The 24,003-nt window shown below is 62.3% G+C and carries 21 protein-coding genes, 3 tRNA genes and 3 pseudogenes; 17 read left to right on the forward strand and 10 right to left on the reverse strand.

Annotated features, from left to right (window positions below):
* Positions 1-159 precede the first annotated feature (159 nt).
* Genes cbiB through cobS form a run of 4 tightly spaced genes read left to right on the forward strand, consistent with a single transcriptional unit; the run spans position 160 to position 3,974 of the window.
* A complete protein-coding gene (gene cbiB, locus AC1M2H_RS05410) occupies positions 160-1,119 on the forward strand; it encodes an adenosylcobinamide-phosphate synthase CbiB (RefSeq protein ID WP_480150596.1) in 960 nt (319 codons plus the stop codon).
* Between the two features lie 52 nt (positions 1,120-1,171).
* Positions 1,172-2,695: a cobyric acid synthase gene (locus AC1M2H_RS05415; protein WP_480150597.1), complete on the forward strand. Its 1,524-nt coding sequence runs from the start codon at positions 1,172-1,174 to the stop codon at positions 2,693-2,695.
* Positions 2,689-3,234: a bifunctional adenosylcobinamide kinase/adenosylcobinamide-phosphate guanylyltransferase gene (gene cobU / locus AC1M2H_RS05420; protein WP_480150598.1), complete on the forward strand. Its 546-nt coding sequence runs from the start codon at positions 2,689-2,691 to the stop codon at positions 3,232-3,234. Before AC1M2H_RS05415 ends, cobU begins: the two co-directional genes overlap by 7 nt.
* Positions 3,231-3,974: an adenosylcobinamide-GDP ribazoletransferase gene (gene cobS / locus AC1M2H_RS05425; protein ID WP_480150599.1), complete on the forward strand. Its 744-nt coding sequence runs from the start codon at positions 3,231-3,233 to the stop codon at positions 3,972-3,974. Before cobU ends, cobS begins: the two co-directional genes overlap by 4 nt.
* A gap of 166 nt (positions 3,975-4,140) precedes the next feature.
* On the opposite strand, the gene AC1M2H_RS05430 is transcribed toward cobS, so the two are convergent.
* From AC1M2H_RS05430 to AC1M2H_RS05440, 3 genes are all read right to left on the reverse strand, one after another.
* Positions 4,141-4,217 (reverse strand) — tRNA-Met (locus AC1M2H_RS05430).
* A gap of 44 nt (positions 4,218-4,261) precedes the next feature.
* A tRNA-Met gene (locus tag AC1M2H_RS05435) sits at positions 4,262-4,338 on the reverse strand.
* 48 nt (positions 4,339-4,386) lie between these two features.
* Positions 4,387-4,463 (reverse strand) — tRNA-Met (locus AC1M2H_RS05440).
* 214 nt (positions 4,464-4,677) lie between these two features.
* On the opposite strand from AC1M2H_RS05440, the gene mltA reads away from it, so the two are divergent.
* The gene (gene mltA, locus AC1M2H_RS05445) at positions 4,678-5,775 is read left to right on the forward strand and encodes a murein transglycosylase A (RefSeq protein WP_426812085.1); all 1,098 of its coding nucleotides are present in this window, start codon (positions 4,678-4,680) and stop codon (positions 5,773-5,775) included.
* Positions 5,776-5,843: 68 nt separating this feature from the next.
* On the forward strand, positions 5,844-6,650 hold the full coding sequence (tcdA, locus tag AC1M2H_RS05450; protein ID WP_480150600.1) for a tRNA cyclic N6-threonylcarbamoyladenosine(37) synthase TcdA: 807 nt from the start codon (positions 5,844-5,846) through the stop codon (positions 6,648-6,650).
* Here the strand turns inward: tcdA and csdE are convergent.
* Complete coding sequence (gene csdE / locus AC1M2H_RS05455; protein WP_480150601.1) at positions 6,647-7,087, reverse strand: cysteine desulfurase sulfur acceptor subunit CsdE; 441 nt, start codon at positions 7,085-7,087, stop codon at positions 6,647-6,649. The two genes, tcdA and csdE, sit on opposite strands and share 4 nt — an antisense overlap.
* Entirely contained in the window at positions 7,087-8,292 is a 1,206-nt protein-coding gene (csdA, locus tag AC1M2H_RS05460; protein WP_480150602.1) for a cysteine desulfurase CsdA, read from the reverse strand. The genes csdE and csdA overlap by 1 nt, the downstream gene beginning before the upstream one ends.
* Before the next feature lie 434 nt (positions 8,293-8,726).
* Here csdA and gcvA point away from each other — a divergent pair, with 434 nt between their 5' ends.
* Genes gcvA through rlmM form a run of 3 tightly spaced genes read left to right on the forward strand, consistent with a single transcriptional unit; the run spans position 8,727 to position 11,152 of the window.
* On the forward strand, positions 8,727-9,644 hold the full coding sequence (gene gcvA, locus AC1M2H_RS05465; RefSeq protein ID WP_480150603.1) for a glycine cleavage system transcriptional regulator GcvA: 918 nt from the start codon (positions 8,727-8,729) through the stop codon (positions 9,642-9,644).
* A 19-nt stretch (positions 9,645-9,663) separates the two neighbouring features.
* Positions 9,664-10,059, forward strand: a complete 396-nt coding sequence (locus AC1M2H_RS05470) for a DUF423 domain-containing protein (protein ID WP_480150604.1) — start codon at positions 9,664-9,666, stop codon at positions 10,057-10,059.
* Positions 10,052-11,152, forward strand: a complete 1,101-nt coding sequence (rlmM, locus tag AC1M2H_RS05475) for a 23S rRNA (cytidine(2498)-2'-O)-methyltransferase RlmM (protein ID WP_480150605.1) — start codon at positions 10,052-10,054, stop codon at positions 11,150-11,152. Before AC1M2H_RS05470 ends, rlmM begins: the two co-directional genes overlap by 8 nt.
* Before the next feature lie 56 nt (positions 11,153-11,208).
* Here the strand turns inward: rlmM and fucR are convergent, their stop codons facing one another.
* The 3 genes and pseudogenes from fucR to AC1M2H_RS05490 form a co-directional block, all read right to left on the reverse strand.
* Positions 11,209-11,925 (reverse strand): L-fucose operon activator, encoded by a 717-nt coding sequence (gene fucR / locus AC1M2H_RS05480; protein ID WP_480150606.1) that lies wholly within the window; start codon positions 11,923-11,925, stop codon positions 11,209-11,211.
* 58 nt (positions 11,926-11,983) lie between these two features.
* A pseudogene (locus AC1M2H_RS05485) lies at positions 11,984-12,103 on the reverse strand (RbsD/FucU domain-containing protein); the annotation flags it as partial.
* Between the two features lie 46 nt (positions 12,104-12,149).
* Positions 12,150-12,317: pseudogene (locus AC1M2H_RS05490) on the reverse strand (hypothetical protein); the annotation flags it as partial.
* On the opposite strand from AC1M2H_RS05490, the pseudogene AC1M2H_RS05495 reads away from it, so the two are divergent.
* Positions 12,283-12,381: pseudogene (locus tag AC1M2H_RS05495) on the forward strand (hypothetical protein); the annotation flags it as partial. The pseudogenes AC1M2H_RS05490 and AC1M2H_RS05495 sit on opposite strands and share 35 nt — an antisense overlap.
* Positions 12,382-12,636: 255 nt before the next feature.
* On the opposite strand, the gene xni reads toward AC1M2H_RS05495, so the two are convergent.
* Positions 12,637-13,392, reverse strand: a complete 756-nt coding sequence (xni, locus tag AC1M2H_RS05500; protein ID WP_480150607.1) for a flap endonuclease Xni — start codon at positions 13,390-13,392, stop codon at positions 12,637-12,639.
* A gap of 157 nt (positions 13,393-13,549) precedes the next feature.
* Positions 13,550-15,493 carry an aliphatic sulfonate ABC transporter substrate-binding protein gene (locus tag AC1M2H_RS05505; RefSeq protein WP_480150608.1) on the reverse strand — a complete coding sequence of 648 codons (1,944 nt, stop codon included), beginning with the start codon at positions 15,491-15,493 and terminating at the stop codon, positions 13,550-13,552.
* 271 nt (positions 15,494-15,764) lie between these two features.
* On the opposite strand from AC1M2H_RS05505, the gene ssuD reads away from it, so the two are divergent.
* From ssuD to AC1M2H_RS05540, 7 genes are all read left to right on the forward strand, one after another.
* Positions 15,765-16,937, forward strand: a complete 1,173-nt coding sequence (ssuD, locus tag AC1M2H_RS05510; protein ID WP_480150609.1) for an FMNH2-dependent alkanesulfonate monooxygenase — start codon at positions 15,765-15,767, stop codon at positions 16,935-16,937.
* A gap of 44 nt (positions 16,938-16,981) precedes the next feature.
* Positions 16,982-18,376 (forward strand): FAD/NAD(P)-binding protein, encoded by a 1,395-nt coding sequence (locus AC1M2H_RS05515; RefSeq protein WP_480150610.1) that lies wholly within the window; start codon positions 16,982-16,984, stop codon positions 18,374-18,376.
* Positions 18,377-18,415: 39 nt separating this feature from the next.
* Positions 18,416-19,822 (forward strand): LLM class flavin-dependent oxidoreductase, encoded by a 1,407-nt coding sequence (locus AC1M2H_RS05520; protein WP_480150611.1) that lies wholly within the window; start codon positions 18,416-18,418, stop codon positions 19,820-19,822.
* The gene (locus AC1M2H_RS05525) at positions 19,819-20,838 is read left to right on the forward strand and encodes a methionine ABC transporter ATP-binding protein (RefSeq protein WP_480150612.1); all 1,020 of its coding nucleotides are present in this window, start codon (positions 19,819-19,821) and stop codon (positions 20,836-20,838) included. The genes AC1M2H_RS05520 and AC1M2H_RS05525 overlap by 4 nt, the downstream gene beginning before the upstream one ends.
* Positions 20,835-21,533 carry a methionine ABC transporter permease gene (locus AC1M2H_RS05530; protein WP_480150613.1) on the forward strand — a complete coding sequence of 233 codons (699 nt, stop codon included), beginning with the start codon at positions 20,835-20,837 and terminating at the stop codon, positions 21,531-21,533. The genes AC1M2H_RS05525 and AC1M2H_RS05530 overlap by 4 nt, the downstream gene beginning before the upstream one ends.
* Positions 21,530-22,408, forward strand: coding sequence for a MetQ/NlpA family ABC transporter substrate-binding protein (locus AC1M2H_RS05535; protein ID WP_480150614.1), 879 nt, complete (start codon positions 21,530-21,532; stop codon positions 22,406-22,408). The genes AC1M2H_RS05530 and AC1M2H_RS05535 overlap by 4 nt, the downstream gene beginning before the upstream one ends.
* 171 nt (positions 22,409-22,579) lie before the next feature.
* Positions 22,580-24,001, forward strand: coding sequence for an MFS transporter (locus AC1M2H_RS05540; RefSeq protein ID WP_480150615.1), 1,422 nt, complete (start codon positions 22,580-22,582; stop codon positions 23,999-24,001).
* Positions 24,002-24,003 lie beyond the last annotated feature (2 nt).

Genomic DNA, 24,003 nt, shown 5'->3' on the forward strand with positions numbered 1-24,003 from the left:
ACCTCGGTGGCAAGCAGGGTGCTCAGAGGCGTACCGGCGAAAGGATCCCGCGGGCGCACCTTTATTCCCCCCCGACCACCCTGAACAGGAACCGGGTATGGCGGCAGGACTCCATTCATCTATTTCCGTACGCCGGCAGGCGCCTGCGAGGTTCGCGCGATGACGCTGCTTGCCTGGTGCGTTGCCTGGCTCCTCGATATCATCATCGGCGATCCGCCGCGCTGGCCCCACCCGGTACGCTGGATAGGCCACCTCATTACCGTCGTGCAACGCGTCGCCAGGCGCTATTGCCACAGCGACAGGGCGCTACGCATCGGCGGCGCGCTGATGTGGCTGGTGGTGGTGGGGCTGACGTGGGGCGTATGCTGGGGCGTGCTGACGCTGGCGGAGAGTATCCATCCCTGGCTTGGCTGGGTGCTTGAGGTGTGGATGATTTTTACGCTGCTGGCCGGCCGCTGCCTCGCGGATTGCGCCCGGGCGGTTGAACGTCCGCTGCGCGCGGGCGACCTGGCGCAGAGCCGCGAGAAGCTTTCGTGGATCGTCGGGCGGGACACGTCCCGGCTCCAGCCGCAGCAGATTAACCGCGCGGTGGTGGAGACGGTGGCGGAGAACACCGTCGACGGCATTATTGCCCCGCTATTCTTCCTGCTGCTCGGCGGCGCGCCGCTGGCGATGGCCTACAAGGCGGTGAATACCCTCGATTCAATGGTGGGCTACAAGCACGAGAAGTATCGCGCCATTGGCATGGTCAGCGCCCGCCTTGACGATGTCGCCAACCTTATTCCCGCCCGTCTGAGCTGGCTGCTGCTGAGCGTGGCGGCCTTCTTATGCCGCAACGATGGTCCCCGGGCGCTGCGTATCGGCTGGCGCGATCGCTATAACCACAGCAGCCCCAACTGCGGATGGCCGGAGGCCAGCGTGGCCGGCGCGTTGGGGATTCGCCTGGGCGGCCCAAACAGCTATTTTGGCCAGCGGGTAGAAAAACCGTGGATTGGCGACGAGGTGCGCGACGTTTCGGTGGACGATATTCCCCGCACGATTCGGCTGATGTGGGTGGCGTCAACCCTGGCGCTGGCGCTGTTTATGCTGGTGCGCTACCTGCTGGTCGGCGCGGCGTAAACGAAAGATGAGTGTTAATGCGAAGGCGACAGAACGCGATAAAGGAGTCCTTATGACGCAGGCAATCATGTTGCAGGGTACGGCATCCGACGTGGGAAAAAGCGTGCTGGTGGCGGGGCTGTGCCGAATTTTTCACCAGGACGGCCTGCGCACGGCGCCGTTTAAATCACAGAACATGGCGCTGAATTCGGGCATCACCGCCGATGGCAAAGAGATGGGGCGGGCGCAGATCTTTCAAGCCGAAGCGGCGGGCATCGCGCCGGATGTGCGCATGAACCCGATACTATTAAAGCCGACCAGCGATCTGAAAGCGCAGGTGGTGCTGATGGGAAAAGTGGCGACCGATATGGACGCGGTGAGCTACCACGAATACAAGCCGCGCCTGCGCGAGCAGATCCTTGCGGTCTATCGCAGCCTGGCGCAGGAGTATGATGTGCTGGTCCTCGAGGGGGCCGGCAGCCCGGCGGAGATCAACCTGCGCGATCGCGATATCGTCAACATGGGCATGGCTGAGATGGCGCAGTGTCCGGTGATCCTCGTCGCCGACATCGACAGAGGCGGCGTGTTTGCCGCCATCTACGGAACGCTGGCGCTGCTTGAGGAACAGGAGCGCGCGAGGGTGAAAGGGGTAATCATCAATAAGTTTCGCGGCGATGTGGCGCTGCTCCACTCGGGCATCGAACAGATTGAAGCTTTGACCGGCGTTTCGGTGCTGGGCGTGCTGCCGTGGCTGGAGGTCGATCTGGAAGATGAAGATAGCGTGGCGCTGCAGAAAGGGAAATATCTGCGCACCGGGCAGCGGGAGATCGACATTGCGGTGGTGCAGCTGCCGCATACGTCCAACTTCACCGATTTCAACGCGCTGGCGGCGCAGCCGGACGTGCGCGTGCGCTACGTTAGTCATTCCCGGGATCTGCCGGCCAGCGACCTGGTGATTCTGCCCGGCAGCAAAAACACCCTGGGCGATCTGCAGTGGCTGCGCGAAAGCGGGATGGCGCAGGGGGTGCTGCAGGCGCATCGGCAGGGGATTCCGCTGCTGGGGATCTGCGGCGGCTACCAGATGCTCGGCGAGACCATCGTTGATGACGTGGAGTCCGGCCTGGGCCGTTTGCCCGGCCTGGGGCTGCTCAGCACCGTAACGCAGTTTGCACCACATAAAACCACCACGCAGGTCGAGGCGACGACGGCGGCCGTGCTTCCGGGCTGGCTGGCGGGCGCCTCCGCGCTACGCGTGCGCGGCTACGAAATTCATATGGGCGAAACGACCCGCCAGGGCAGTTGCCGGCCGCTGCTGCAGCTGGAAAAAAACGGCCAGCCGGTAGCGGACGGGGCGCTGACCGAAGACGGGCTGGCGTTTGGCACCTACCTGCACGGCCTGTTCGACAACGATGATTTCACCCGCGCGCTGGTCAACGGCCTGCGCCAGCGCAAAGGCCTGGCGGCGCTGGATACTACCCTTCGCTACGCGCAGTATAAGTCGCAGCAGTTCGATATCCTGGCAGACGCAATGCGTCAGCACATTGATATTGAAGCAATTTACCGCATCATGCGCCAGCATCAGGAGCCATTATGCTGATCCTCGTTACCGGCGGCGCCCGCAGCGGGAAAAGCCGCCACGCCGAGGCGCTGATCGCCGGTTCAGCGCAGGTTTTGTATCTCGCCACCTCGCAGATTTTTGATGAGGAGATGGCGGCGAGGATCCAGCACCACCGCGATAGCCGGCCGGCGCATTGGCGCACCGTCGAGGGCTGGCAGCATCTTGATAAGCTAATTACCCCGCACGGCGATCCCGACGAAGCTATTTTGCTGGAGTGTATCACCACTATGGTGACCAACCTGCTGTTTGCTCAGGGCGGCGATAGCGATCCCGACGGCTGGGATTATGCGGCGATGGAGCGGATGATTGACGACGAGATTCACGCGCTGATCGCCGCCTGCCAGCGCTCCCCGGCGAAGATCGTGGTGGTCACCAACGAAGTGGGCATGGGGATTGTCCCCGAAAATCGTCTTGCGCGGCATTTTCGCGATATCGCCGGCCGGGTTAACCAGCGCCTGGCGGCGGCTGCGGATGAGGTCTGGCTGGTAGTATCAGGTATTGGAGTCAAAATAAAATGATCAAACTATTCTGGGCAACGCTCTCTTTTCTCAGCCGTTTACCGGTACCGGAGCGCTGGTCGCAGGGGCTGGATATCGATCGCTACGTTCGCGGCATTGTCACCTTTCCCGTGGTCGGCGCGCTGCTGGGGCTGCTGAGCGGCCTGCTGTTTCTCGCCGTGCAGTCGTGGTGCGGGCTCCCGCTGGCGGCGCTGTTCGCCGTACTGGCGCTGGCGCTGCTCACCGGCGGCTTCCACCTCGACGGGCTGGCCGATACCTGCGATGGGGTGTTTTCCGCCCGCGGTCGGGAACGGATGCTGGAGATCATGCGCGACAGCCGGCTGGGAACCCACGGCGGGCTGGCGCTGATTTTTGTCCTGCTGGCGAAGGTGCTGGTGGTCAGCGAACTGGCGCTGCGCGGCACGCCGATGCTGGCGGCGCTGGCGGCGGCCTGCGCGGCAGGGCGGGGGACCAGCGTGCTGCTGATGTACCGCCAGCGCTACGCGCGGGAAGAGGGGCTGGGCAACGTATTCATCGGCAAGGTGAGCGGGCGCCAAACCTGCGTCACCCTGGGACTCGCGGCGATTCTGGCCGCCGTGCTGCTGCCGGGCATGCGTGGAGTGGCGGCGCTGGCGGTCACCGCGGCGGCGATTTTCATTCTCGGCCAGCTCTTAAAGCGCACCCTCGGCGGGCAAACCGGCGATACGCTGGGGGCGGCGATTGAGATCGGCGAGCTGATCTTCCTGCTGGCGCTGCTGTAAGCAAGCCTGCGCCATGGCTGCAGGCGGCGATGGCGCACCTGGCGATGAGGCCGGATCCGGGTATTGGCGCGAAGAAAGGTCGTGCGGTGCTGTGAACCGGCCGGGCTGAAGCTATCGTGCGGGGAGCGCAGAAACAAAAAAACACCCGTCAGGGTGTTTATTGTGTTGGTTGCGGGGGCCGGATTTGAACCGACGACCTTCGGGTTATGAGCCCGACGAGCTACCAGGCTGCTCCACCCCGCGTCCGTCTTTACTCTTCATCGAGTAAACTTGCATCAGATTTTATTTGGTTGCGGGGGCCGGATTTGAACCGACGACCTTCGGGTTATGAGCCCGACGAGCTACCAGGCTGCTCCACCCCGCGTCCGTCTTTACTCTTCCATCGAATAAAGCTTACTTCTCTGATTTTAATTGGTTGCGGGGGCCGGATTTGAACCGACGACCTTCGGGTTATGAGCCCGACGAGCTACCAGGCTGCTCCACCCCGCGTCCGTGGATGCGCACTATACTCTGCTAACGTTTTGATGCAACTCTTTTTCAGCTAAATCGATAATTTTGTAATGAATGATGTAGAAAGAATCGTTTTTAGCGCGTTTTTTAGCCGATTTTGTGTTTGTGCTGCTATCGCGCATTTCAATAGCCCTGACGGTTTGTTATCTTCCCTCTTCACCAACCGGTACTGAGCAGCAAAAGAAGAGATACCATGAAAGGATGTTGGGCAAAGTATGTGGCAACCGGAGCAATACTGGCGATGCTCGCCGGCTGCTCCTCGAAACCGACCGATCGCGGTCAGCAGTATAATGAAGGAAAGCTCACCCAGCCGTTTTCACTGGTTAACCAGCCTGATGCGGTCGGCACGCCGATTAACGCGGGCGACTTCTCCGAACAGGTCAGGCAGATCCGCAGCGCCTCTCCGCGCCTCTATAACAGCCAGAGCAACGTCTATAACTCCCTGCAGCAGTGGCTACGCGCCGGCGGCGATACCCGCACGCTGAGCCAGTTCGGCATTGACGCCTGGCAGATGCAGGGCGCCGATAGCTACGGCAACGTGCAGTTTACCGGCTACTACACCCCGGTGGTGCAGGCGCGCCACACGCGTCAGGGGGAGTTCCAGTATCCGATTTACCGCATGCCGCCGAAGCGCGGCAAGCTTCCGTCTCGCGCCAGCATCTACGCCGGCGGGCTGAGCGACAGCTACATCCTGGCTTACAGCAACTCGCTGATGGATAACTTCATTATGGATGTCCAGGGCAGCGGCTATATTGATTTTGGCGACGGCTCGCCGCTGAACTTCTTCAGCTATGCCGGGAAGAACGGCTGGTCGTATCGCAGCATCGGCAAGGTTCTTATCGATCGCGGCGAAGTGAAGAAAGAAGATATGTCGATGCAGGCGATCCGCGAATGGGGCGAAACCCATAGCGAAGCTGAAGTGCGCGCGCTGCTCGAAGAGAACCCCTCCTTCGTCTTCTTTAAGCCGCAATCCTTCGCCCCGGTGAAAGGCGCCAGCGCGGTACCGCTGATTGGCCGCGCGTCGGTCGCCTCTGACCGCAGCATTATCCCGGCGGGCACCACCCTGCTGGCGGAAGTGCCGCTGCTGGATAATAGCGGCAAGTTTAACGGTCAGTACGAGCTGCGCCTGATGGTTGCGCTGGACGTCGGCGGCGCGATTAAAGGTCAGCACTTCGATATCTATCAGGGTATCGGCGCGGAGGCCGGGCATCGCGCAGGCTGGTATAACCACTACGGCCGCGTTTGGGTGCTGAAAAACGCCCCGGGTGCGGGCAACGTCTTTAGCGGTTAACTCTCCTTTTTCCGGCTCCCCGACGACACGCGCGCGTCGGGGAGCCGGTCATTTTATTCTGAGGTTATATGTCAGTTGTAATTAGCGACGCCTGGCGCCAGCGTTTCGGCGGTACGGCGCGTTTGTATGGTGAAAAAGCGCTGCAGTGCTTTGCCGACGCGCACGTTTGCGTTGTGGGCATCGGCGGCGTCGGCTCCTGGGCCGCGGAGGCGCTGGCAAGAACCGGGATCGGCGCCATTACCCTTATCGATATGGACGACGTCTGCGTCACCAACACCAACCGGCAGATTCATGCGCTGAGCGGCAACGTCGGGCAGGCGAAGGCCGAGGTGATGGCGGAGCGTATTCGGCTGATCAACCCGGAATGCCAGGTGACGGTGATTGACGACTTCGTGACGCCGGAGAACGTCGCCGAATATATGGGCGCGGGCTTCAGCTACGTGATTGACGCGATAGATAGCGTACGGCCGAAGGCGGCGTTAATTGCCTGGTGCCGTCGCTATAAGGTGCCGCTGGTGACCACCGGCGGCGCGGGCGGGCAAATTGACCCGACCCAGATCCAGGTGGCTGACCTGGCGAAAACGATTCAGGATCCGCTGGCGGCGAAGCTGCGCGAGCGTCTGAAGGGACAGTTTGGGGTGGTGAAAAACAGTAAGGGCAAGCTCGGTATCGACTGCGTGTTCTCCACCGAGGCGCTGGTTTATCCCCAGGCGGACGGCAGCGTATGCGCCATGAAAAGCAGCGCGGAAGGACCTAAGCGGATGGACTGCGCGTCGGGCTTTGGGGCGGCAACGATGGTTACCGCCACCTTCGGCTTTGTCGCCGTATCGCACGCGCTGAAGAAAATGCTGGCGAAAGCCGAACGTCAGGGTTAAGCCTCGCGGGCCGCGGCGAGCACCGCTGCGCCCAGCGCGGCGAGTCCCTGGCCGCGGGAGGCGCTCAGCTGGGCGCGCAGCCCCAGCTCATCGAACAGCGCCAGCGGATCGTGGTCCAGCAGCTCGGCGGCGCTTTTCCCCTCGGCGGCGGTCAGCAGCACGGCCAGCAGGCCGCGAACGATGCGGCCTTCGCTGTCGCCGAAGAAATGCAGCCGGCCGTCGCGCAGGGTGTGCCCCAGCCAGACGCGGTTTTCACAGCCGGTAATCTCCGTCGCGCGGGCTTTAGCCTCCTCCGCCAGCGGCGGCAGCTTTTTGCCCAGCAGAATCAGCTGCCGGTACTTATCCTCCCACTGGCTCAGCGGGACGAAGGTTTGCCGCAGCGTCGCTTCGGTGATGGCGGTGCCAAACGGATGGTTCTGCAGGTAGGGAGTCGTCATTAGTCCACCAAAATTTCCAGAGCGCGGTCAACGGCGTGCACCAGCGCGTAAACATCATCCTGGGTATTATAAGGCGCAAACGAGGCGCGCAGGGTTCCGCTAACGCCAAGCGCCGCCAGCAGCGGCTGGGCGCAGTGCTGCCCGGCGCGAAGCGCGATGCCGGACTCCGCCAGCAGCGTCACCATGTCGCTGTGGTGCACGCCGGCGAAATCAAACGCCAGCAGGCTTGAGCTCTGGCAGCGGAAAGAGCGAAAGCCCGGGCGCTTCGCCAGCTCGTCCTCAGCCAGCGTCGCCAGGCTGCGGCTCCAGCTTTCGGCCTGGGCGATGTCCGTCTCCTGCAGCCACTCCAGCGTCGCGCTCAGGCCAATGACGCCGGCGACGTTTGGCGTGCCGGCTTCCAGCCGATGGGGTACGGGCTGGGTTTTAAACCCATCGAAGGTGACTTCGGTAATCATTTTCCCGCCGCCGAGCCACGGCGACATGGCGTCCAGCAGCGCGCTTTTACCGTACAGGGCGCCAATCCCCGTCGGGCCGTACAGCTTGTGGCCTGAGAAGGCGTAAAAGTCGATATCCAGCGCCTGAACGTCGGCCGGAAAGTGCACCGCGCCCTGGGCGCCGTCGACCATCACCACCATTCCGGCCTCGTGGGCGAGGCGGATCGCCAGCGCCAAATCCGGGCAGCCGCCGGTTACGTTGGACATCTGGCCAATGGCCAGCATCCGGCTGCGCGTCGTAATCAGTGAGGACAGGCTCGCCACGTCGGGCAGGCGATCGGCGCCGATGGGCAGCTTCACCACCCGGGCGCCGGTTTGCTCGGCCACCATCAGCCAGGGAACCAGATTGGCGTGATGCTCCGCTTCGCTGACGATGATTTCGTCGCCGGGCCGCAGGCGCGGGCGAACGTAGCTCTGCGCCACCATGTTAATGGCCTCGGTGGTGCCGCGGGTCCAGACGATATCCTTACCCGACGGGGCGTTGAGCAGCGCCGCGACGCGCTCGCGGGCGTCTTCATAGCGTTCGGTCAGGCGCCGGGCGGCGGCAAACTGGCTGCGGTGCACGTTGCCGCCGCTGAGGCGATAGAACCGATCGCTGGCCTCGATGGTGGCCAGCGGCTTCAGCGCCGTCGCCGCGCTATCAAGGTAAACGCCGGCGTCGGCCAGAGCGGGAAACTGCGCGCGAAACTGAGCGGGATTGAATGCGTTCATGGAACTCCTCGTTGCAATACGCCGATCGTCGCGCAATTTATCCGTCAGGGCAAGGCTGACAAGCACGGGACAGAGAAGAGAGGGGAAATTCAGGGCAAAAAAAAGCACCGCGCGTTGCGGTGCTACATTAAATCACTATGGACAGACAGGGTAAATGTACAGGAAGTGAAAAGGGGGTAGCTTAGCCACCGTGGTCCGCAAAGACAGACCAATTGCAAACACAACAACACAACATCACAACCGTAAGCCAAAAGCTTGTTGGAACACGCATTCCAAAAAAAGCTCTTCGTTCCGGCTCAGGAAGTGCGGCCACTATAGGTATTTGCTGGTAGAACCTCAACGGACAAATTATAATGTCTCAGATAAAAAAAACTAATAGGTTAACTGTTGTTTCCTGTTTGTTAAATTGCCTTAACATCTAAGCCAGAATAACCATGTCAAAGCGATTACCACCTCTGAATGCATTACGTGTTTTTGATGCAGCCGCACGTCATTTAAGCTTCACTCGCGCAGCCGATGAGCTTTTTGTGACCCAGGCCGCAGTCAGTCACCAAATCAAGTCACTAGAGGACTTTCTTGGGCTGAAGCTGTTTCGGCGGCGCAACCGTTCGCTGCTGCTGACGGAAGAGGGCCAGAGCTATTTTCAGGATATTAAAGAGATTTTTTCGCAGCTGACGGAGGCGACGCGTAAACTGCAGGCGCGAAGCGCAAAAGGGGCGTTAACGGTCAGCCTGCTGCCCAGTTTTGCGATTCAGTGGCTGGTCCCGCGCCTTTCAAGCTTTAATTCAGCTTATCCGGGAATCGACGTCAGAATCCAGGCCGTGGACCGTCAGGAAGATAAGCTGGCGGATGACGTCGACGTGGCGATTTTCTACGGCCGCGGCAACTGGCCGGGGCTGCGCGTCGAAAAACTGTACGCCGAGTACCTGCTGCCGGTGTGCTCGCCGATGCTGCTGACCGGCGACAAGGCGTTGAAAACGCCTGCGGATCTGGCGCAACATACGTTATTGCACGATGCTTCCCGTCTCGACTGGCAAACTTATACCCGCCAGCTGGGTCTAAGCCATATTAACGTCCAGCAGGGGCCGATTTTCAGCCACAGCGCGATGGTGCTGCAGGCGGCCATTCACGGGCAGGGAGTGGCTCTCGCCAATAACGTGATGTCCCAGTCCGAAATCGAGGCCGGCCGCCTGGTCTGTCCGTTTAATGATGTTCTGGTCAGTAAAAATGCCTTTTATCTGGTTTGTCATGACAGCCAGGCTGAACTGGGTAAAATAGCCGCCTTTCGGCAGTGGATACTGGCAAAAGCGGCGAGTGAACAAGAAAAATTTCGCTTTCGTTACGAACAATAAATAATTGTAGGGTAATAACATGACCAGCCGTTTTATGCTGATATTCGCCGCGATAAGCGGTTTTATCTTTGTTGCTCTGGGCGCCTTCGGCGCGCACGTGTTAAGCCGGTCGCTGGGCGTGGCGGAAATGGCCTGGATCCATACCGGCCTTGAGTACCAGGCCTTCCATACGCTGGCCATTTTTGGCCTGGCGGTGGCGATGCAGCGCCGCATCAGCATCTGGTTCTACTGGAGCAGCGTCTTTATGGCGCTGGGTACCGTTCTGTTCAGCGGCAGCCTTTACTGCCTGGCGCTGTCGCATTTGCGCCTGTGGGCGTTTGTAACGCCGGTGGGAGGCGTCAGCTTCCTCGCTGGCTGGATTTTAATGTTAATTGGTGCAATTCGTCTGAAACGTAAGGGCGTTGTTCATGAATAAGGTTGTCCTCTATTGTCGCCCCGGGTTTGAGAAGGAGTGCGCAGCAGAAATTACCGATAAGGCATCCCGCCTTGAGGTGTTTGGTTTTGCCCGCGTCAAAGATAACGCCGGGTACGTGGTTTTTGAATGCTATCAGGCGGAAGATGGCGACAGGCTGGCGCGCGAGCTGCCGTTCAGCTCGCTGGTTTTTGCCCGCCAGATGTTCGTGGTGGGCGAGCTGCTGCGCGACCTGCCGCCGGAAGATCGCATTACGCCGATTGTCGGCATGCTGCAGGGCGTGGTGGAGAAGGGCGGCGACCTGCGGGTTGAGGTGGCCGATACCAATGAAAGCAAGGAGCTGATGAAGTTCTGCCGCAAGTTTACGGTTCCGCTGCGCGGGGCACTGCGTGAAGCGGGCGTGCTGGCCAGCTACGAAACGTCGAAGCGTCCGGTGGTGCACGTGTTCTTTATCGCTCCGGGCTGCTGCTATGCCGGCTACTCCTACTCCAACAACAATTCGCCGTTCTATATGGGGATCCCGCGGCTGAAATTCCCTGCCGACGCCCCGAGCCGCTCTACGCTGAAGCTGGAGGAGGCGTTCCACGTCTTTATCCCGGCCGATGAGTGGGATGAGCGGCTGGCCAACGGCATGTATGCGGTGGATCTTGGCGCCTGTCCCGGCGGCTGGACCTATCAGCTGGTGAAGCGCAATATGTGGGTGTCGTCGGTCGATAACGGCCCGATGGCGCAGAGCCTGATGGATACCGGGCAGGTGACCTGGCTGCGCGAAGACGGCTTTCGCTATCGTCCGACCCGTAACAACATCTCGTGGATGGTGTGCGACATGGTAGAAAAGCCGGCTAAGGTTGCGGCGCTGATGGCGCAGTGGCTGGTCAACGGCTGGTGCCGTGAGACTATCTTCAACCTCAAGCTGCCGATGAAAAAGCGCTATGAAGAGCTGTCGCGCAATCTGGCCTACATCCAGGAGCAGCTGGATGAGCACGGCATCAATGCGCAGATTCAGGCGCGCCAGCTGTATCACGATCGCGAAGAGGTGACGGTTCACGTCCGTCGCCTGTGGGCGGCCGTCGGCGGCCGCCGCGACGAGCGCTAATTTAGCGTCGCCTCCCGGATAGCGGCCCCGCTATCCGGACCCGCTTCTCCCGCCGGCTATTTCGCCGCGATGGGCTCATCGGAAATGATGTGCGTCACGTCATCGAGATGGCCGATGCTGGCCTCCCCCGAGCGATTAAACTTGCTCTTATCGATCAGCAGCAAAGACTGCGCCGCCCGCTTGAGCAGCAGGGATTTGAACTCGGCGTTTACCGTATTTGAATCCCAAAGCGCGCCGTTGCTGTCGATGCCTTCGCAGGAAAAAACGAACAGATCGATCTCCAGCGACCTGAGCTGCGGGATAAGCGAGGTGCTGACGTAGCAGCCGTATTTACGCTGCAGGGTGCCGCCCGAGCAGGTGAGCTGAATGTTCTCGCGCTTGCTCAGCTCCTGGCAGATGGGCTGGCTGTTGGTAAACACGTGGAGGTTGACGTCGGGGAGCTGGCGGGCCAGGTACCAGCAGGTGGAGCTGGCGTCGAGGGCGATAACCATTCCCTCTTCTATCCAGGCAAGGGCCTCGCGGGCGATATCCGCCTTGTGGGCATAGTGGCTTTTGAGGCGGATATGAAACGGATCGCCGCTGTCCTGGCTCTGGCGGTGAATGATCTTGACGCGTCCGTGGTTACGCAGCACTTTTCCCTGCGACTGCAGTTCGCTGAGGTCGCGTCGAATTGTCTCTTTACTGACCGCAAGCTGCAGCGATAGGGCTTCAGTCGTCAGGCTGCTATGGTTGATCAGCAGGTCTATTATCGCCTGCTGGCGTGCCGCTTTCATGTTCTCTCACCCTGTCAGTCAATAAACGCCCGCATCAGGCGGGCGCTCCGGCATGAGATTACGGCGTTACTCCTTTTTTTAAAAGAATATTCCCGTACTTCGCGCGCTCCCCTGTGATAACGATCGCAAAGGTTTTTTGCGCCCGCTCGTAGAACGCAAAGCGATCGATGCGGGTGATTCTCCTTCAGCCACAGCAGCTTATACAGCGTGTTGAAGCTGAAGGCCCCGACGCCGGAGATCTCCTGCAGCCGCCGGGTTGGCATGATGCGGCCGATATCGCGCATCACCGCCGCGGCCTCGCTGGCGTTGGGGGTCGACGCGCGGGCGACAATCTGCCCCTGGCGATCGACGGCGATGGCGCTGGCGCAGGCGGCGCTTGACGACGTGTGCACCGGCGGCAACCCGCGGGAAGCCAGCCTGGCGGAGATTATCGAGCTTTACCACTCCGCCTGGTAAACGCCGAGCTGCCGAGGATTCAGGGCGATACCGGCTATCGCCCTCCCTGCTGAACGGCGGCCGCCGGCTGTACCAGCTAAGCGACTACACCAACTACGCCAACTACGCCAACTACGCCAACTACACCAACTACACTAACTACACCAACTACGCCAACTACACCAACTACACCAACTACACCAACTACACCAACTACACCAACTACACCAACGACATCGGCTACACCAACTACACCAACTACACCAACGACATCGGCTACGCCGTCAGGCGCAGCTGCTGCAGGTTGCCGTCGAGCTGGAGGTCGGTCTGCAGACGGGCGATGTCGCGGCAGGTGAACGCCATCTCCTTGTGCTCTTCCAGCTTCTTGCGCCATTTCTCCGCCACCTCGTCGAGGCGGGCGTAAATTCCCTCCAGATCCGCAAACTCGGTTAACAGCTGGGCGGCGCTTTTGGGGCCGATACCCGCCACGCCCGGCACTTTTGAGCTGCTGATTCCCGCCAGGCCCCAGTAATCGGGCAGCTGCTGCGGGGTCACGCCAAACTCGTTGGCAATAAAGGGGGCGTCCAGCCAGCGCTTCTGGAAGTAGTCGCGGATGCGAACCGTGGGCGAAAGCAGCTGACAGTAGCCTTTATCCGTGGAGACGATGGTGGCCTGGTGCCCGGCCTGGGCGACCTTCATCGCCAGAGTGGCGGCGAGATCGTCGGCTTCGCTGCCCGCTAAGGCCCAACAGCGTACTCCGCGCTGCTCGAACGCCGCGCGGATCGCGGGCATTTCGGCCTCCAGCGTCTCCGGCATCGGCGCGCGGCCGGCCTTATATTCCGCCAGACGCCGGTGCCGCCAGCTGTGGGCGCGATCGTCATCGTCAAATACCGCCACCGCGTGCGTGGGCTGACTATGGACGATCAGCTGCTCCAGCGCGTGCAGGCAGGTGTCAACGCAGGGCGAACCCTGCACCGCGTGAATGCGGCGGATCAGATTGAGCGCGTCGACGATTAACAGATGAACGGCCACAGGTCTCTCCTTATCATTTAGCCCGGCGGATGAACGGCCCGCCGGCCTGGTCGGGCGCCGTGCCCGACCCATGTTCTCAGAAAGGTAAGGGTATCATTGCCGTGCGCAGGAGGCTATCGACGCAGGGATAATCGGGAACGCGCCTCGTAAAAGCGGGCTAATCGGCGTGCAGCAGCAGGCCAAGGTCGCTATGGGCCGCTTCCCCGTACCAAACGGCTTCGCGCACGGAAACCGGTTTGCTGATAAGCCCGAGGGCATAAAAGCGGTCGGCGATGGTCTGCTGGGCGCGGATGACCTTAAGATCCATCATCCGCGGGCGATGGCTGCGGCGGGCGAGGGCAAGGGCCAGCGAATCGACGTTAATGCCTAATTCGGCGGCAAGCAGGCCGGCGGCCTCTTCGCGCCGGCTATCGATAAACTGCCCGGTTTGCGTCAGCTCGTGCAGCAGGCGCTGCATGATGTCGCCGTTGCGATTGACGTAATCGCGGCGTGAGAGATAGAACTGATGGTTGTGCACCCGCCCCTCGCCGCTGGCGACCACCCGCAGCTCCCCGGTATGTTCGGCGTCGCTGAGCAGCGGATCCCACATCATCCACGCGTCAACCGCCAGGTAATCGCTGGCGGTGAGCGGGTACTTCGGCGGGATGTAGACCACCTTCACGTCGTTCAGGCTCAGCCCGGCCTCTTCCAGAATCTGCAGCAGCAGCCAGTGCACGTTGGAGCCCTTATTCAGCGCAATCCGTCTGCCGCGCAGATCGCTGAGGGCGCGGATCTCGCTATGCTGCGGCACCACCATCGCCACGCTTTGCGGCGCCGGCGGCTCCCACGCGACGTACACCAGCTCGGCGTTGCTGGCCTGAGCAAAGACCGGCGGCGCTTCGCCGGTGGTGCCAAAATCGATCTCATTGCAGGCGAGGGCGTGCAGCAGCTGCGGCCCGGCCGGAAATTCGCTCCACAGCACGCTGACGCCAAGGCTGGCGAAGGCGCTTTCGAGGCTCTGCCGGGCCTTTAAAATGCCGAGGTTGCCGAAGCGCTGATAGCCGATGCGCAGCTCGCGGTCTACGGACTCGGTTTCGGCTAACCGGCGCGGCGCCGGTTCCACCCGGCGGCGGCTTTTAATCATGCCGATGTTGGCCAACTGGGTACGCAGAGTGTGGCGACTGATCCCCAGCAGGGCTGCGGCCTGGCTTTGATTATCGTCGCAGTGGGCCATGGCGCCGCGGATCAGCGCGCCGGTCATGCGCTCCCATAGCGCGTCGCCGGGCTGGGCGAGCTGCTGGTGGATAAAGTCGTCCAGTTCAAGATCCGTTGCCGTCTGCGGTGCGGCGTGCAGCGTGGTCAGGCGCAGCTGGGCGGGGGTAATCTCCTCCTCTTTGCTGAGCAGCACCGCGTTATGCAGCGTGTTCTCAAGCTCGCGGATATTGCCGGGCCACGGGTAGTCCATCAGCCGGTCCAGCGCCTCGGGCGCCAGATAGCGGGTCGGGCGCCCCAGACGGCGGGCGTAGAGCGATAAGAAATGGTTGGCCAGCAGCGGAATATCCTGGCGGCGCTGGCGCAGCGGCGGCAGCGGGACGATGGCGATATTCAGGCGGTAATAGAGGTCTTCACGGAAGCGGCGTTCGCGGATCGCCTGCGCCAAATCCACGTGGGTGGCGGCAATCACCCGCACGTTGACTTTAATCGCCCTGCGCGAGCCGACGCGGGTAATTTCGCGCTCCTGCAGCACGCGCAGCAGCTTAACCTGCAGCGGCAGGCTTAACTCGCCAATCTCATCGAGCAGCAGCGTGCCGCCCTCGGCGGCCTCAAACCAGCCGGGGTGCCCCTGCACCGCGCCGGTAAATGCCCCCTTCTCGTGGCCGAAGAGCTCCGCCTCCGCCAGGCTTTCGGTGAGCGCGCCGCAGTTTACGGCGAGAAAGGGCTGCTGGCGGCGATGGCTGTGGTGATGCAGGTAGCGGGCGACCACCTCTTTACCGGTGCCGGTTTCACCGACGATCAGCACGGTGGCCTCCGTGGGCGCCAGTTTATCCAACAGGTTCTGAAAGGCTTTTGACGCCGGATCGATCAGCACCGGAGTATCGGCAGGGGATTCAGGATTGAGCATGGTAGTTCTCCGCTAAATAACGCCCTGAACTTATCCTCTGGCGGCGGCGCTAAACACGGGCAAACTCTGTGGTTTTGTTGCAAAAGCGGCAGGCTCGCCCCATCCGCTGGCGCATTTGCAACAGCCTGACGAGCGCTGAATTTTAGTAATTATTTGATTTTATTTACTTAATTTAACTCTCCGCATTGGCACGATTATCGCTAACACTCATATAACCAAATTAAAACAACTCTTCGATGAATATCGAATATGGTTATATAGGAAATGGATAATGACGCAGAAAGCTAGCGATAAGATCAACGTGTTTTGGTTCTTACCCACCCACGGCGACGGCCGCTATCTGGGCACCACCGAAGGCGGGCGCCCCGTTGATTTAGCGTATTTACAACAGGTTGCGCTGGCCGCCGATAGCCTCGGCTACTACGGCGTGCTGATCCCGACCGGTAAAAGCTGTGAAGACTCCTGGCTGGTGGCCTCGGCGCTGGCGCCGTTAACCCGCCGCCTGCGCTATCTGGTAGCGGTACGTCCGGGACTGCAGCCGCCAACGCTGGCGGCGCGCATGGCGGCAACCCTCGACCGCCTGTCGGAGGGCCGGCTGCTGATCAACGTGGTTACCGGCGGCGATCCGGTGGAGAACAAGGGCGACGGGATTTTCCTCGACCATAGCCAGCGCTATCAGGTAACCCGTGAGTTTCTTGACGTTTACTCGCGCCTGCTGAAAGGCGAAAAGGTGGATTATCACGGCGAGCATATTCGGGTTGAAGGGGCGGAAGTGCTCTTTCCGCCGGTGCAGGAAAACGGCCCGCCGCTCTACTTCGGCGGCTCTTCGGAGGAGGCCATTGACGTCGCCGCTGAGCAAATCGATAGCTATCTGACCTGGGGAGAGCCGCCTGAGCTGGTGGCGGAAAAGTTGGCCATCGTGCGCGAGCGCGCCGCCGCCCGCGGCCGCACCCTGCAGTACGGCATTCGCCTGCACGTCATCGTCCGTGAAACGGAAGAGGAGGCGTGGGCCGCCGCCGACCGTCTGATTGCCCATCTGGATGACGACACCATCGCCCAGGCGCAGAAAATTTTTGCCCGCATGGACTCCGCGGGCCAGGCGCGGATGAGCGCCCTGCATAACGGCTCCCGCGACAACCTGCGCATCGCCCCGAACCTGTGGGCCGGCGTTGGCCTGGTGCGCGGCGGGGCGGGCACGGCGCTGGTCGGCAGCCCGCAGCAGGTCGCGGACCGCATTCGCGAATATCAGGCCCTCGGCATCACCAACTTTATCTTCTCCGGCTATCCGCATCTTGAAGAGGCCCACCGCTTTGCCGACCTGGTCATGCCGCTGCTGCCGCTTGCCGGCAACGCCCAGCCCAAAGCGCGCGGCGTCAATACCGGGCCGTTTGGCGAAACCATCGGCGGCGATAAGCGGCCGGTTAAACAGGTCAGCGCCAGCTGAGCGGGAGGTGGACATGCTTTTCTGCCTCCAGAGAGGGATTGCCGATGAGCGCTGAACCGCAGGTGGTCATTATCGGCGGCGGGTTCAGCGGCGCCGCCGTGGCGATTGAGCTGCTGCGCCTGGCCCCGCAGGGGCTGCGGGTGACGCTGCTGGAGCCTCGCGCCGTACCCGGCGCCGGGGTGGCCTACTCCACCGCTGAGCCCTCCCATCGCATCAACGTCCCCGCCGCGCGGATGCAGCTGGCGGGCGAGGAGGAGGGCGCGTTCGACCGCTGGTATCGCGGCCAGCCGGCGTTCGCCGCCGACCCGCAGGCGCGGCGCGAGGACGGCGCGCTCTATCCGCAGCGCGGCCAGTTTGGCCGCTACGTCAGCCAGCGCTTTGCCGATGCGGCGCGGGCTAGCGCCGGGCGGCTGGTCCATCTGCAAGAAGAGGCGCTGGCCTATGGCCCGGACGGCGTCACCACCGCCGGCGGTCAGGTGCTGAAATGCGATCTGCTGATCCTCGCGGTGAGCCACCCACCGCCGGCGCTGCCGCGCCTGGCGGCCCCGTTTATTGACCATCCGGCGCTGATTGCCAACCCGTGGCGTGCGGACGCGCTTGCCGACGTTGCGGCGGATGCGCGGGTGGCGGTGATGGGCACCGGGCTGACGATGGCCGACAGCATCGCCACCCTGGCGCGGCTCGGGCATCGCGGCCCGGTGACGGCATTTTCGCGCCACGGCCTGCTGCCCCGCGGGAACACCAGCGGCGGCGTCGAGCCGTGGCCCGGCGACTATCGCCAGGGCACGCTGCGTCAGCGGCTGCGGCGGGTGCGGGAAGATATCCGTCACGCCGCGGAGCAGGGGCAACCGTGGCAGGTGGTGCTGGACGCGGTGCGTAACCAGGGGCAGAGCATCTGGCAGGATCTGACCTTTGCCGACCGCCAGCGCTTCCTGCGCCATCTGCGCAGCTACTGGGATGTGCATCGCTACCGCATTGCCCCGCAGGTCGCCGATGTGCTTAGCCAGCGCCAGCGCGACGGCAGCCTGAAGGTGCAGGCTGCAAGGCTGACGGCGCTGGAGGGCGATGCCGGCCGGCTGACCCTGACCCTGACTCCGCGCCACGGCGAGCCTCACTCGCTGACCGTCGATCGCCTGATCCTCACCACCGGCCCCGCGCACGGCGGTCTGATCGACAGCCAGCCGCTGCTGCGCGACCTGGCGCAGGCCGGGCTGATCCGCGCCGACGCGCTGGGGCTCGGGCTCGACGTCGACCCGCGCTCCCGGGCGATTGGCCGCGCGGGCGTGGTGACGCCAAAGGTACTGATTTCCGGCCCGGCGGCTCGCGGACGTTTTGGCGAGTTGATGGGGCTGCCGCAGGTCGCCGACCACGCCGCCGCGGTTGCCGCCGAAGCGCTGGCGACGCTGGGGCTCGAGGGTTCTTTCATTATTCATGATTAAGCGTGTGCCCCTTGCCGGGACGCACCGTGGAGAAGTGCTATGTCATCACAACGCGAAATTCGTCTTAATGCTTTTGATATGAACTGCGTCGGCCACCAGTCGCCGGGGCTGTGGACCCATCCGCGCGATCGCTCATGGCAGTACAAGGATCTGGACTACTGGGTTGACCTCGCGCGTCTGCTGGAGCGCGGTAAGTTCGACGGCCTGTTTATTGCCGACGTGCTGGGCATCTACGACGTGCTGAACGGCAACGGCGATGCCGCCATTCGCCAGGCGACGCAGGTGCCGGTGAACGATCCGCTGGCGCTGATTACCCCGATGGCGCTGGTGACGGAGCATCTTGGCTTTGGCCTGACCGCCTCGCTGTCGTTTGAGCACCCGTACCCGTTTGCCCGCCGCCTGTCGACCCTTGACCATCTGACCAAAGGCCGGGTGGGCTGGAATATCGTCACCTCATACCTGGAAAGCGGGGCGCGCAACATTGGCCATCAGGCGCAGACCGATCACGATGCGCGCTACGACTACGCCGATGAGTATCTCGACGTGGTCTATAAGCTGCTGGAAGGCAGCTGGGAAGACGGGGCGGTGCTGCGCGACCGCGAACGTGGGATCTTCAGCGATCCGCAAAAAATCCATCCGATCAACCACCAGGGCAACTTCTTCTCGGTGCCGGGGATCCACCTCTGCGAGCCGTCGCCGCAGCGCACGCCGGTACTCTACCAGGCCGGGGCGTCGAGCCGCGGGAAGCAGTTTGCCGCCGGCCACGCCGAGTGCGTGTTTGTCGCCGCGCCGTCAAAAACGCTGCTTAAAAAGACCGTGGCCGACATTCGCCGCCGTGCCGCGGAGGCCGGGCGCGATCCGCGCAGCATCCTGATTTTCAACCTGCAAACGGTAATCGTCGGTGAAACCGACCGCGAGGCGCAGGCCAAATGGCAGGAGTATAAATCCTACGTCAGCTATGAAGGGGCGCTGGCGCTGATCTCCGGCTGGACCGGGATCGACTTCGGCCACTACCAGCCGGATCAGGTGCTGAAGTATCTGCATACCAACGCCATTCAGTCGGCGGTTGAGGCCTTTTCCACCGCCGACCCGGACCGCCAGTGGACGGTGCAGGCGCTGGCCGACTGGGTGGGAATTGGCGGCTTCGGCCCGCTGATCGTCGGCAGCGCGCAAACCGTGGCCGACGAGCTGCAGTCGTGGGTCGAAGAGACCGATGTCGATGGTTTTAACCTCGCCTACGCCGTGACCCACGAAACCTTCCGCGATGTGGTGGAGCTGCTGATTCCCGAGCTGCAAAAGCGCGGCGTCTTCAAGCAGGAGTACCGCGAAGGCACGCTGCGCGAAAAACTGTTCGGCGCCGGGCCGCGCCTGGCGGCGCCGCATCCGGGTGCCGGCTACCGGCGCGGCGTGCGTATCGACGCCGGGGCGGAGGAGAAGGTGACATGATCGAGATAGACGACCTGCATAAAAGCTACCGCACGGCGGACGGGCGGGTCAGCGAGGTGCTGAAAGGGCTGTCGCTGCGGGTGCCGACCGGCTCCATCACCGCGGTGGTGGGGCCAAGCGGCGCGGGTAAATCGACCCTTGCGCGCTGCATCAGCCTGCTGGAGCGCCCCGATAGCGGCAGCATCCGGGTTAACGGCAACGACCTGTCGCTGCTCAGCGGCGAGGCGCTGCGCCGCGAGCGGCGGGCGATCGGTACCGTGTTCCAGTCCTCGGCGCTGCTGAACCGCAAAACGGCCTGGCAAAATATCGCCCTACCGCTGGAGTACCTTGGGGTGGTGGAGCGGGATGTTAAAGCCCGGGTCGGCGAACTGCTGGAAAGCGTTGGCCTGAGCGATAAGGCGAACGCCTGGCCGGCCCAGCTCTCCGGCGGCCAGCGCCAGCGCATCGGCATCGCCCGCGCCCTGGCGCTGCGTCCTTCGGTGCTGCTGGCGGACGAGGCCACCTCCGGGCTGGATCCGCAGGCTACCGCCGCGGTGCTCAATTTGCTTAAACGCCTGCGCGATGAGTATCGCCTGGCGATCGTGCTGATTACCCACGAGATGGACGCGGTACGCGCGGCGGCGGATGCGGTCGCGGAAATTCGCGACGGCGCGATCCTCCAGTTCGGCGAGGTGAAAGAGCTGCTGGCGCGCCCGGATTCTCTGCTCGGGCAGCAGCTGCTGCCGCTCTCTCCGGTGGCGGCCCATAGCGATCTGCTGCTGCGCCTGAGCTATCGCTGGGATGTGCCGGTGGCCACCGACTGGATCAGCCGCCTGAGCCAGCAGTTTGCGCTGCAGATCGACCTGCTTGGCGGCCACGTTGAGGTAATCAACGGTCGGCTGGCGGGGCGGCTGCAGGCGGGAGTACGCTTTCAGGGCGAGCGCCTGTCGGCGGCGCGGGTGTTGGCGCTGCTGGCGCAGCTCGGTATCGCGGCGGAGGTGCTTGACGGCGCGCCGGAACTCAAGGAGGCGGTATGAAACCTTCGGTAATCAGCCAGGATACCCCCTGGAGCGAGATCCATACGCTGCTGCTGCCGGCCTACGGCGAAACCTGGCTGATGGTGGCCATCGTGATGCTGTTTGTGGTGACCCTCGGCGGAGTCGTCGGGGTGGTGCTGTTCAACGCTTCGTCGCGCGGCCTGTTCCCGCACGCCGCGCTCTACCGGGTGCTGAACTGGGTGGTGAACATGGGGCGCTCCCTGCCGTTTCTGGTGCTGATGGCGGCGATTATTCCCTTCACCTTCTGGCTCACCGGGACGACGATCGGCATCCCGGCCGCGGTGGTGCCGATGATCGCCGCCGGGGTGCCGTTTTTCGGCCGGCTGGTGGAGAACGCCCTGCGCGAGCTGCCGGCGGAGGTCACCGCCGTGGGGATCGTCTGCGGCGGCTCGCGCTGGCAGATTATCCGCAGCGCCCAGCTGAGCGAAGCCCTGCCCGCGCTGGTGGCGGCGGTGACGCTCAACCTGGTGTCGATGATCGAATATTCCGCCATCGCCGGCACCATCGGCGCGGGAGGGATCGGCTATCTGGCGGTGGTGTACGGCTACCAGCGCTTCGACAATCACATCATGATCGCCACCATTATCGCGCTGATCGCCACTATTCAGCTGATTCAATTTTTCGGTGACCGTCTGGTCAACAAACTTCGCCACACGCAGGGGATCTCTTCATGACAACAGAACAGTTTGAGTTACGTAAGGCCCGCCGCTGGCCGTGGCTGGCGGCGCTGGTGGTGATTGTCGCGCTGGCCGCCGCCTTCTGGTGGTGGCGGGCTCAGGCCCAGGCGCAGCAGGTGGTGTTCGGCACTACCCTGAAAATTCATTATGAACCGGCGATGGCCGGCGAGCAGCGGATCATCGAGTATATCGGCGAGCATATCGCGCCGGACTACGGCCTGAAGCTGGAGGCGGTGGGGGTACAGGATCCGGTGCAGGCGGATCGCGCGGTGGCGCAGGGGGAGTACGCCGGGACCATCTATCAGCACCAGTGGTGGCTGAAGCAGGTGGTGGATGCCAACGGCTTCGCGCTTTCCACCACGGTGCCGGTGTTCCAGTGGGCCTTTGGCATTTACTCCGATCGCTATAAGTCGGTCCAGGATCTGCCTAACGGGGCGACGATCGTGGTGCCGGACGATGGCGCCAACCAGGGGCAGGCGCTGTGGCTGCTGCAGCGCATCGGCCTGATTACGCTCGACCCGGCGGTGGAGCCGCGCACGGCGAAGCTGAAGAATATAGTCGGCAACCCGCATCAGTTCAATTTCAAAGAGCTGGACCTGCTCACCATGCCGCGGGCGCTCAATTCGGTGGATGCGGCAATCGGCTACGTCTCACAGTTTGATGCCGGAAAAGTATCGCGTGACAGAGGCATTCTATTCCCGCCGGCGCCGCGCACCTTCGCTTCGCAATTAGTCATCGGCACGCCTTATTTATCGCAGGAGAATATCGTCAAATTAAAACAGGCGTTTTCCGACCCGCGCATCCAGAGCTGGCTGAAAACCACCGACGATCCGCTGGTGAAAGACGTGCTGGTGCCGGTTTCCGCCGAATAATCTGCGCTGCTGAGCGATCTCGCAGGACGGGCGAAGGCCCGTCCTGTTGTTGGCGTTTTATTTAATTAACTTATTGAATATATTGATTTTTATATGCGTATTTGTTGGTTTCATTTTATTAAAGGTCGGCCTATAACTGCGATCGTCTGCACAACATAATAAGGTGAAAACATGAGTACGCTGTCTGTTGATAATCCCGGTGCGGCCTCCGCGCCGGTGAGTAGCGTCGGGGACGTGGCGCGGCTAATTAATTCGGGCAAGGATCAGGCTAAATATGCGCGGATGATTGTCTTCCTCGCTCTCGGCGGCGTCTTCCTTGACGCCTATGATTTAACCACGCTCTCCTACGGCATTGATGATGTGGTGCGCGAATTTCAGCTGTCGCCGCTGCTGACCGGCCTGGTCACCTCATCCATTATGGTCGGCACCATTTTTGGCAACCTGATCGGCGGCTGGCTGACGGATAAATATGGCCGCTATTCGGTGTTTATGGCCGATATGCTGTTTTTCGTCGTCTCGGCTATCGCCGCGGGGCTGGCGCCCAACGTCTGGGTGCTGATCGCCGCCCGTTTCCTGATGGGCATCGGCGTCGGTATCGATCTGCCGGTCGCTATGTCCTACCTCGCTGAATTTTCGCGTTTTACCGGCAAAGGTAACAAGGCCTCGCGCCTCGCCGCCTGGTGCCCGATGTGGTACGCCGCCTCGACGGTCTGTTTTCTGATTATCTTCGGCCTCTATTTTCTGCTGCCAAAGGAGCATCTCGACTGGCTGTGGCGCGCCTCGCTGCTGTTTGGCGCGGTTCCGGCGCTGCTGATTATCGCCGTGCGCAGAAAATTTATGAATGAATCGCCGCTGTGGGCGGCAAACCAGGGCGATCTGACCTCGGCGGTGCGCATTCTGCGCGACTCCTACGGCATTGCCGCTCACGAAGCGCCGGCTGAACGCCCCGCGCCGCCGCCGAAGGTGAGCTTCCGCGTGCTGTTTGCAAAGCCGTACCGCGAGCGCACCATCGTTGCCGGGGTGATGAATATCTGTATCTCCTTTGAGTACACCGCCATCGCCTTTTTCCTGCCGTCGATCCTCGCGCAGTTTCTCGGGGCCGGCGTGTTTGAAACCATCTCCGCTTCGCTGGGGCTGAACGCGCTGTTTGCCTTTACCGGCGGGCTGCTGGGGATGCATCTGGCGTGGAAATATCCGTCGCGCCACGTGGCGATTGCCGGCTTCGCGCTGCAGTTTATCGCCCTGATTGTGCTGGCTCTGGTGGGTCAGCCGCAGGCTACCGTCGGCGTGGTGCTGGCGATTGCGATGCTTGGGCTGTGGCTGTTTGCCGAGGGCTTTGGCCCCGGCGCGCAGCTGATGATCTATCCGGCGCTCTCCTATCCCACCTCGATTCGCGCCACCGGCGTCGGCTTCAGCCGGGCGCTCTCCGGGATTGGCAGCGCGCTGGCGCTGTTCGTGCTGCCGCTGCTGCAGGCCTCCCTCGGCACGCAAATGTTCTGGGTGGTATCGCTGGCCGCCCTGATTCCGATCTTCTTCCTGCTTGCGGTTCGCCACGAGCCGACGCGTCACGACATTGACGATAGCCACCATTAAGG

It is taken from the genome of Klebsiella sp. F11, assembly GCF_056712265.1.

Coding starts and splice junctions, on each gene's coding strand:
- cbiB (WP_480150596.1), top strand. CDS start 160: ATGACGCTGCTTGCCTGGTGCGTTGCCTGGCTCCTCGATATCATCATC.
- AC1M2H_RS05415 (WP_480150597.1), top strand. CDS start 1,172: ATGACGCAGGCAATCATGTTGCAGGGTACGGCATCCGACGTGGGAAAA.
- cobU (WP_480150598.1), top strand. CDS start 2,689: ATGCTGATCCTCGTTACCGGCGGCGCCCGCAGCGGGAAAAGCCGCCAC.
- cobS (WP_480150599.1), top strand. CDS start 3,231: ATGATCAAACTATTCTGGGCAACGCTCTCTTTTCTCAGCCGTTTACCG.
- mltA (WP_426812085.1), top strand. CDS start 4,678: ATGAAAGGATGTTGGGCAAAGTATGTGGCAACCGGAGCAATACTGGCG.
- tcdA (WP_480150600.1), top strand. CDS start 5,844: ATGTCAGTTGTAATTAGCGACGCCTGGCGCCAGCGTTTCGGCGGTACG.
- csdE (WP_480150601.1), bottom strand. CDS start 7,087: ATGACGACTCCCTACCTGCAGAACCATCCGTTTGGCACCGCCATCACC.
- csdA (WP_480150602.1), bottom strand. CDS start 8,292: ATGAACGCATTCAATCCCGCTCAGTTTCGCGCGCAGTTTCCCGCTCTG.
- gcvA (WP_480150603.1), top strand. CDS start 8,727: ATGTCAAAGCGATTACCACCTCTGAATGCATTACGTGTTTTTGATGCA.
- AC1M2H_RS05470 (WP_480150604.1), top strand. CDS start 9,664: ATGACCAGCCGTTTTATGCTGATATTCGCCGCGATAAGCGGTTTTATC.
- rlmM (WP_480150605.1), top strand. CDS start 10,052: ATGAATAAGGTTGTCCTCTATTGTCGCCCCGGGTTTGAGAAGGAGTGC.
- fucR (WP_480150606.1), bottom strand. CDS start 11,925: ATGAAAGCGGCACGCCAGCAGGCGATAATAGACCTGCTGATCAACCAT.
- AC1M2H_RS05505 (WP_480150608.1), bottom strand. CDS start 15,493: ATGCTCAATCCTGAATCCCCTGCCGATACTCCGGTGCTGATCGATCCG.
- ssuD (WP_480150609.1), top strand. CDS start 15,765: ATGACGCAGAAAGCTAGCGATAAGATCAACGTGTTTTGGTTCTTACCC.
- AC1M2H_RS05515 (WP_480150610.1), top strand. CDS start 16,982: ATGAGCGCTGAACCGCAGGTGGTCATTATCGGCGGCGGGTTCAGCGGC.
- AC1M2H_RS05520 (WP_480150611.1), top strand. CDS start 18,416: ATGTCATCACAACGCGAAATTCGTCTTAATGCTTTTGATATGAACTGC.
- AC1M2H_RS05525 (WP_480150612.1), top strand. CDS start 19,819: ATGATCGAGATAGACGACCTGCATAAAAGCTACCGCACGGCGGACGGG.
- AC1M2H_RS05530 (WP_480150613.1), top strand. CDS start 20,835: ATGAAACCTTCGGTAATCAGCCAGGATACCCCCTGGAGCGAGATCCAT.
- AC1M2H_RS05535 (WP_480150614.1), top strand. CDS start 21,530: ATGACAACAGAACAGTTTGAGTTACGTAAGGCCCGCCGCTGGCCGTGG.
- AC1M2H_RS05540 (WP_480150615.1), top strand. CDS start 22,580: ATGAGTACGCTGTCTGTTGATAATCCCGGTGCGGCCTCCGCGCCGGTG.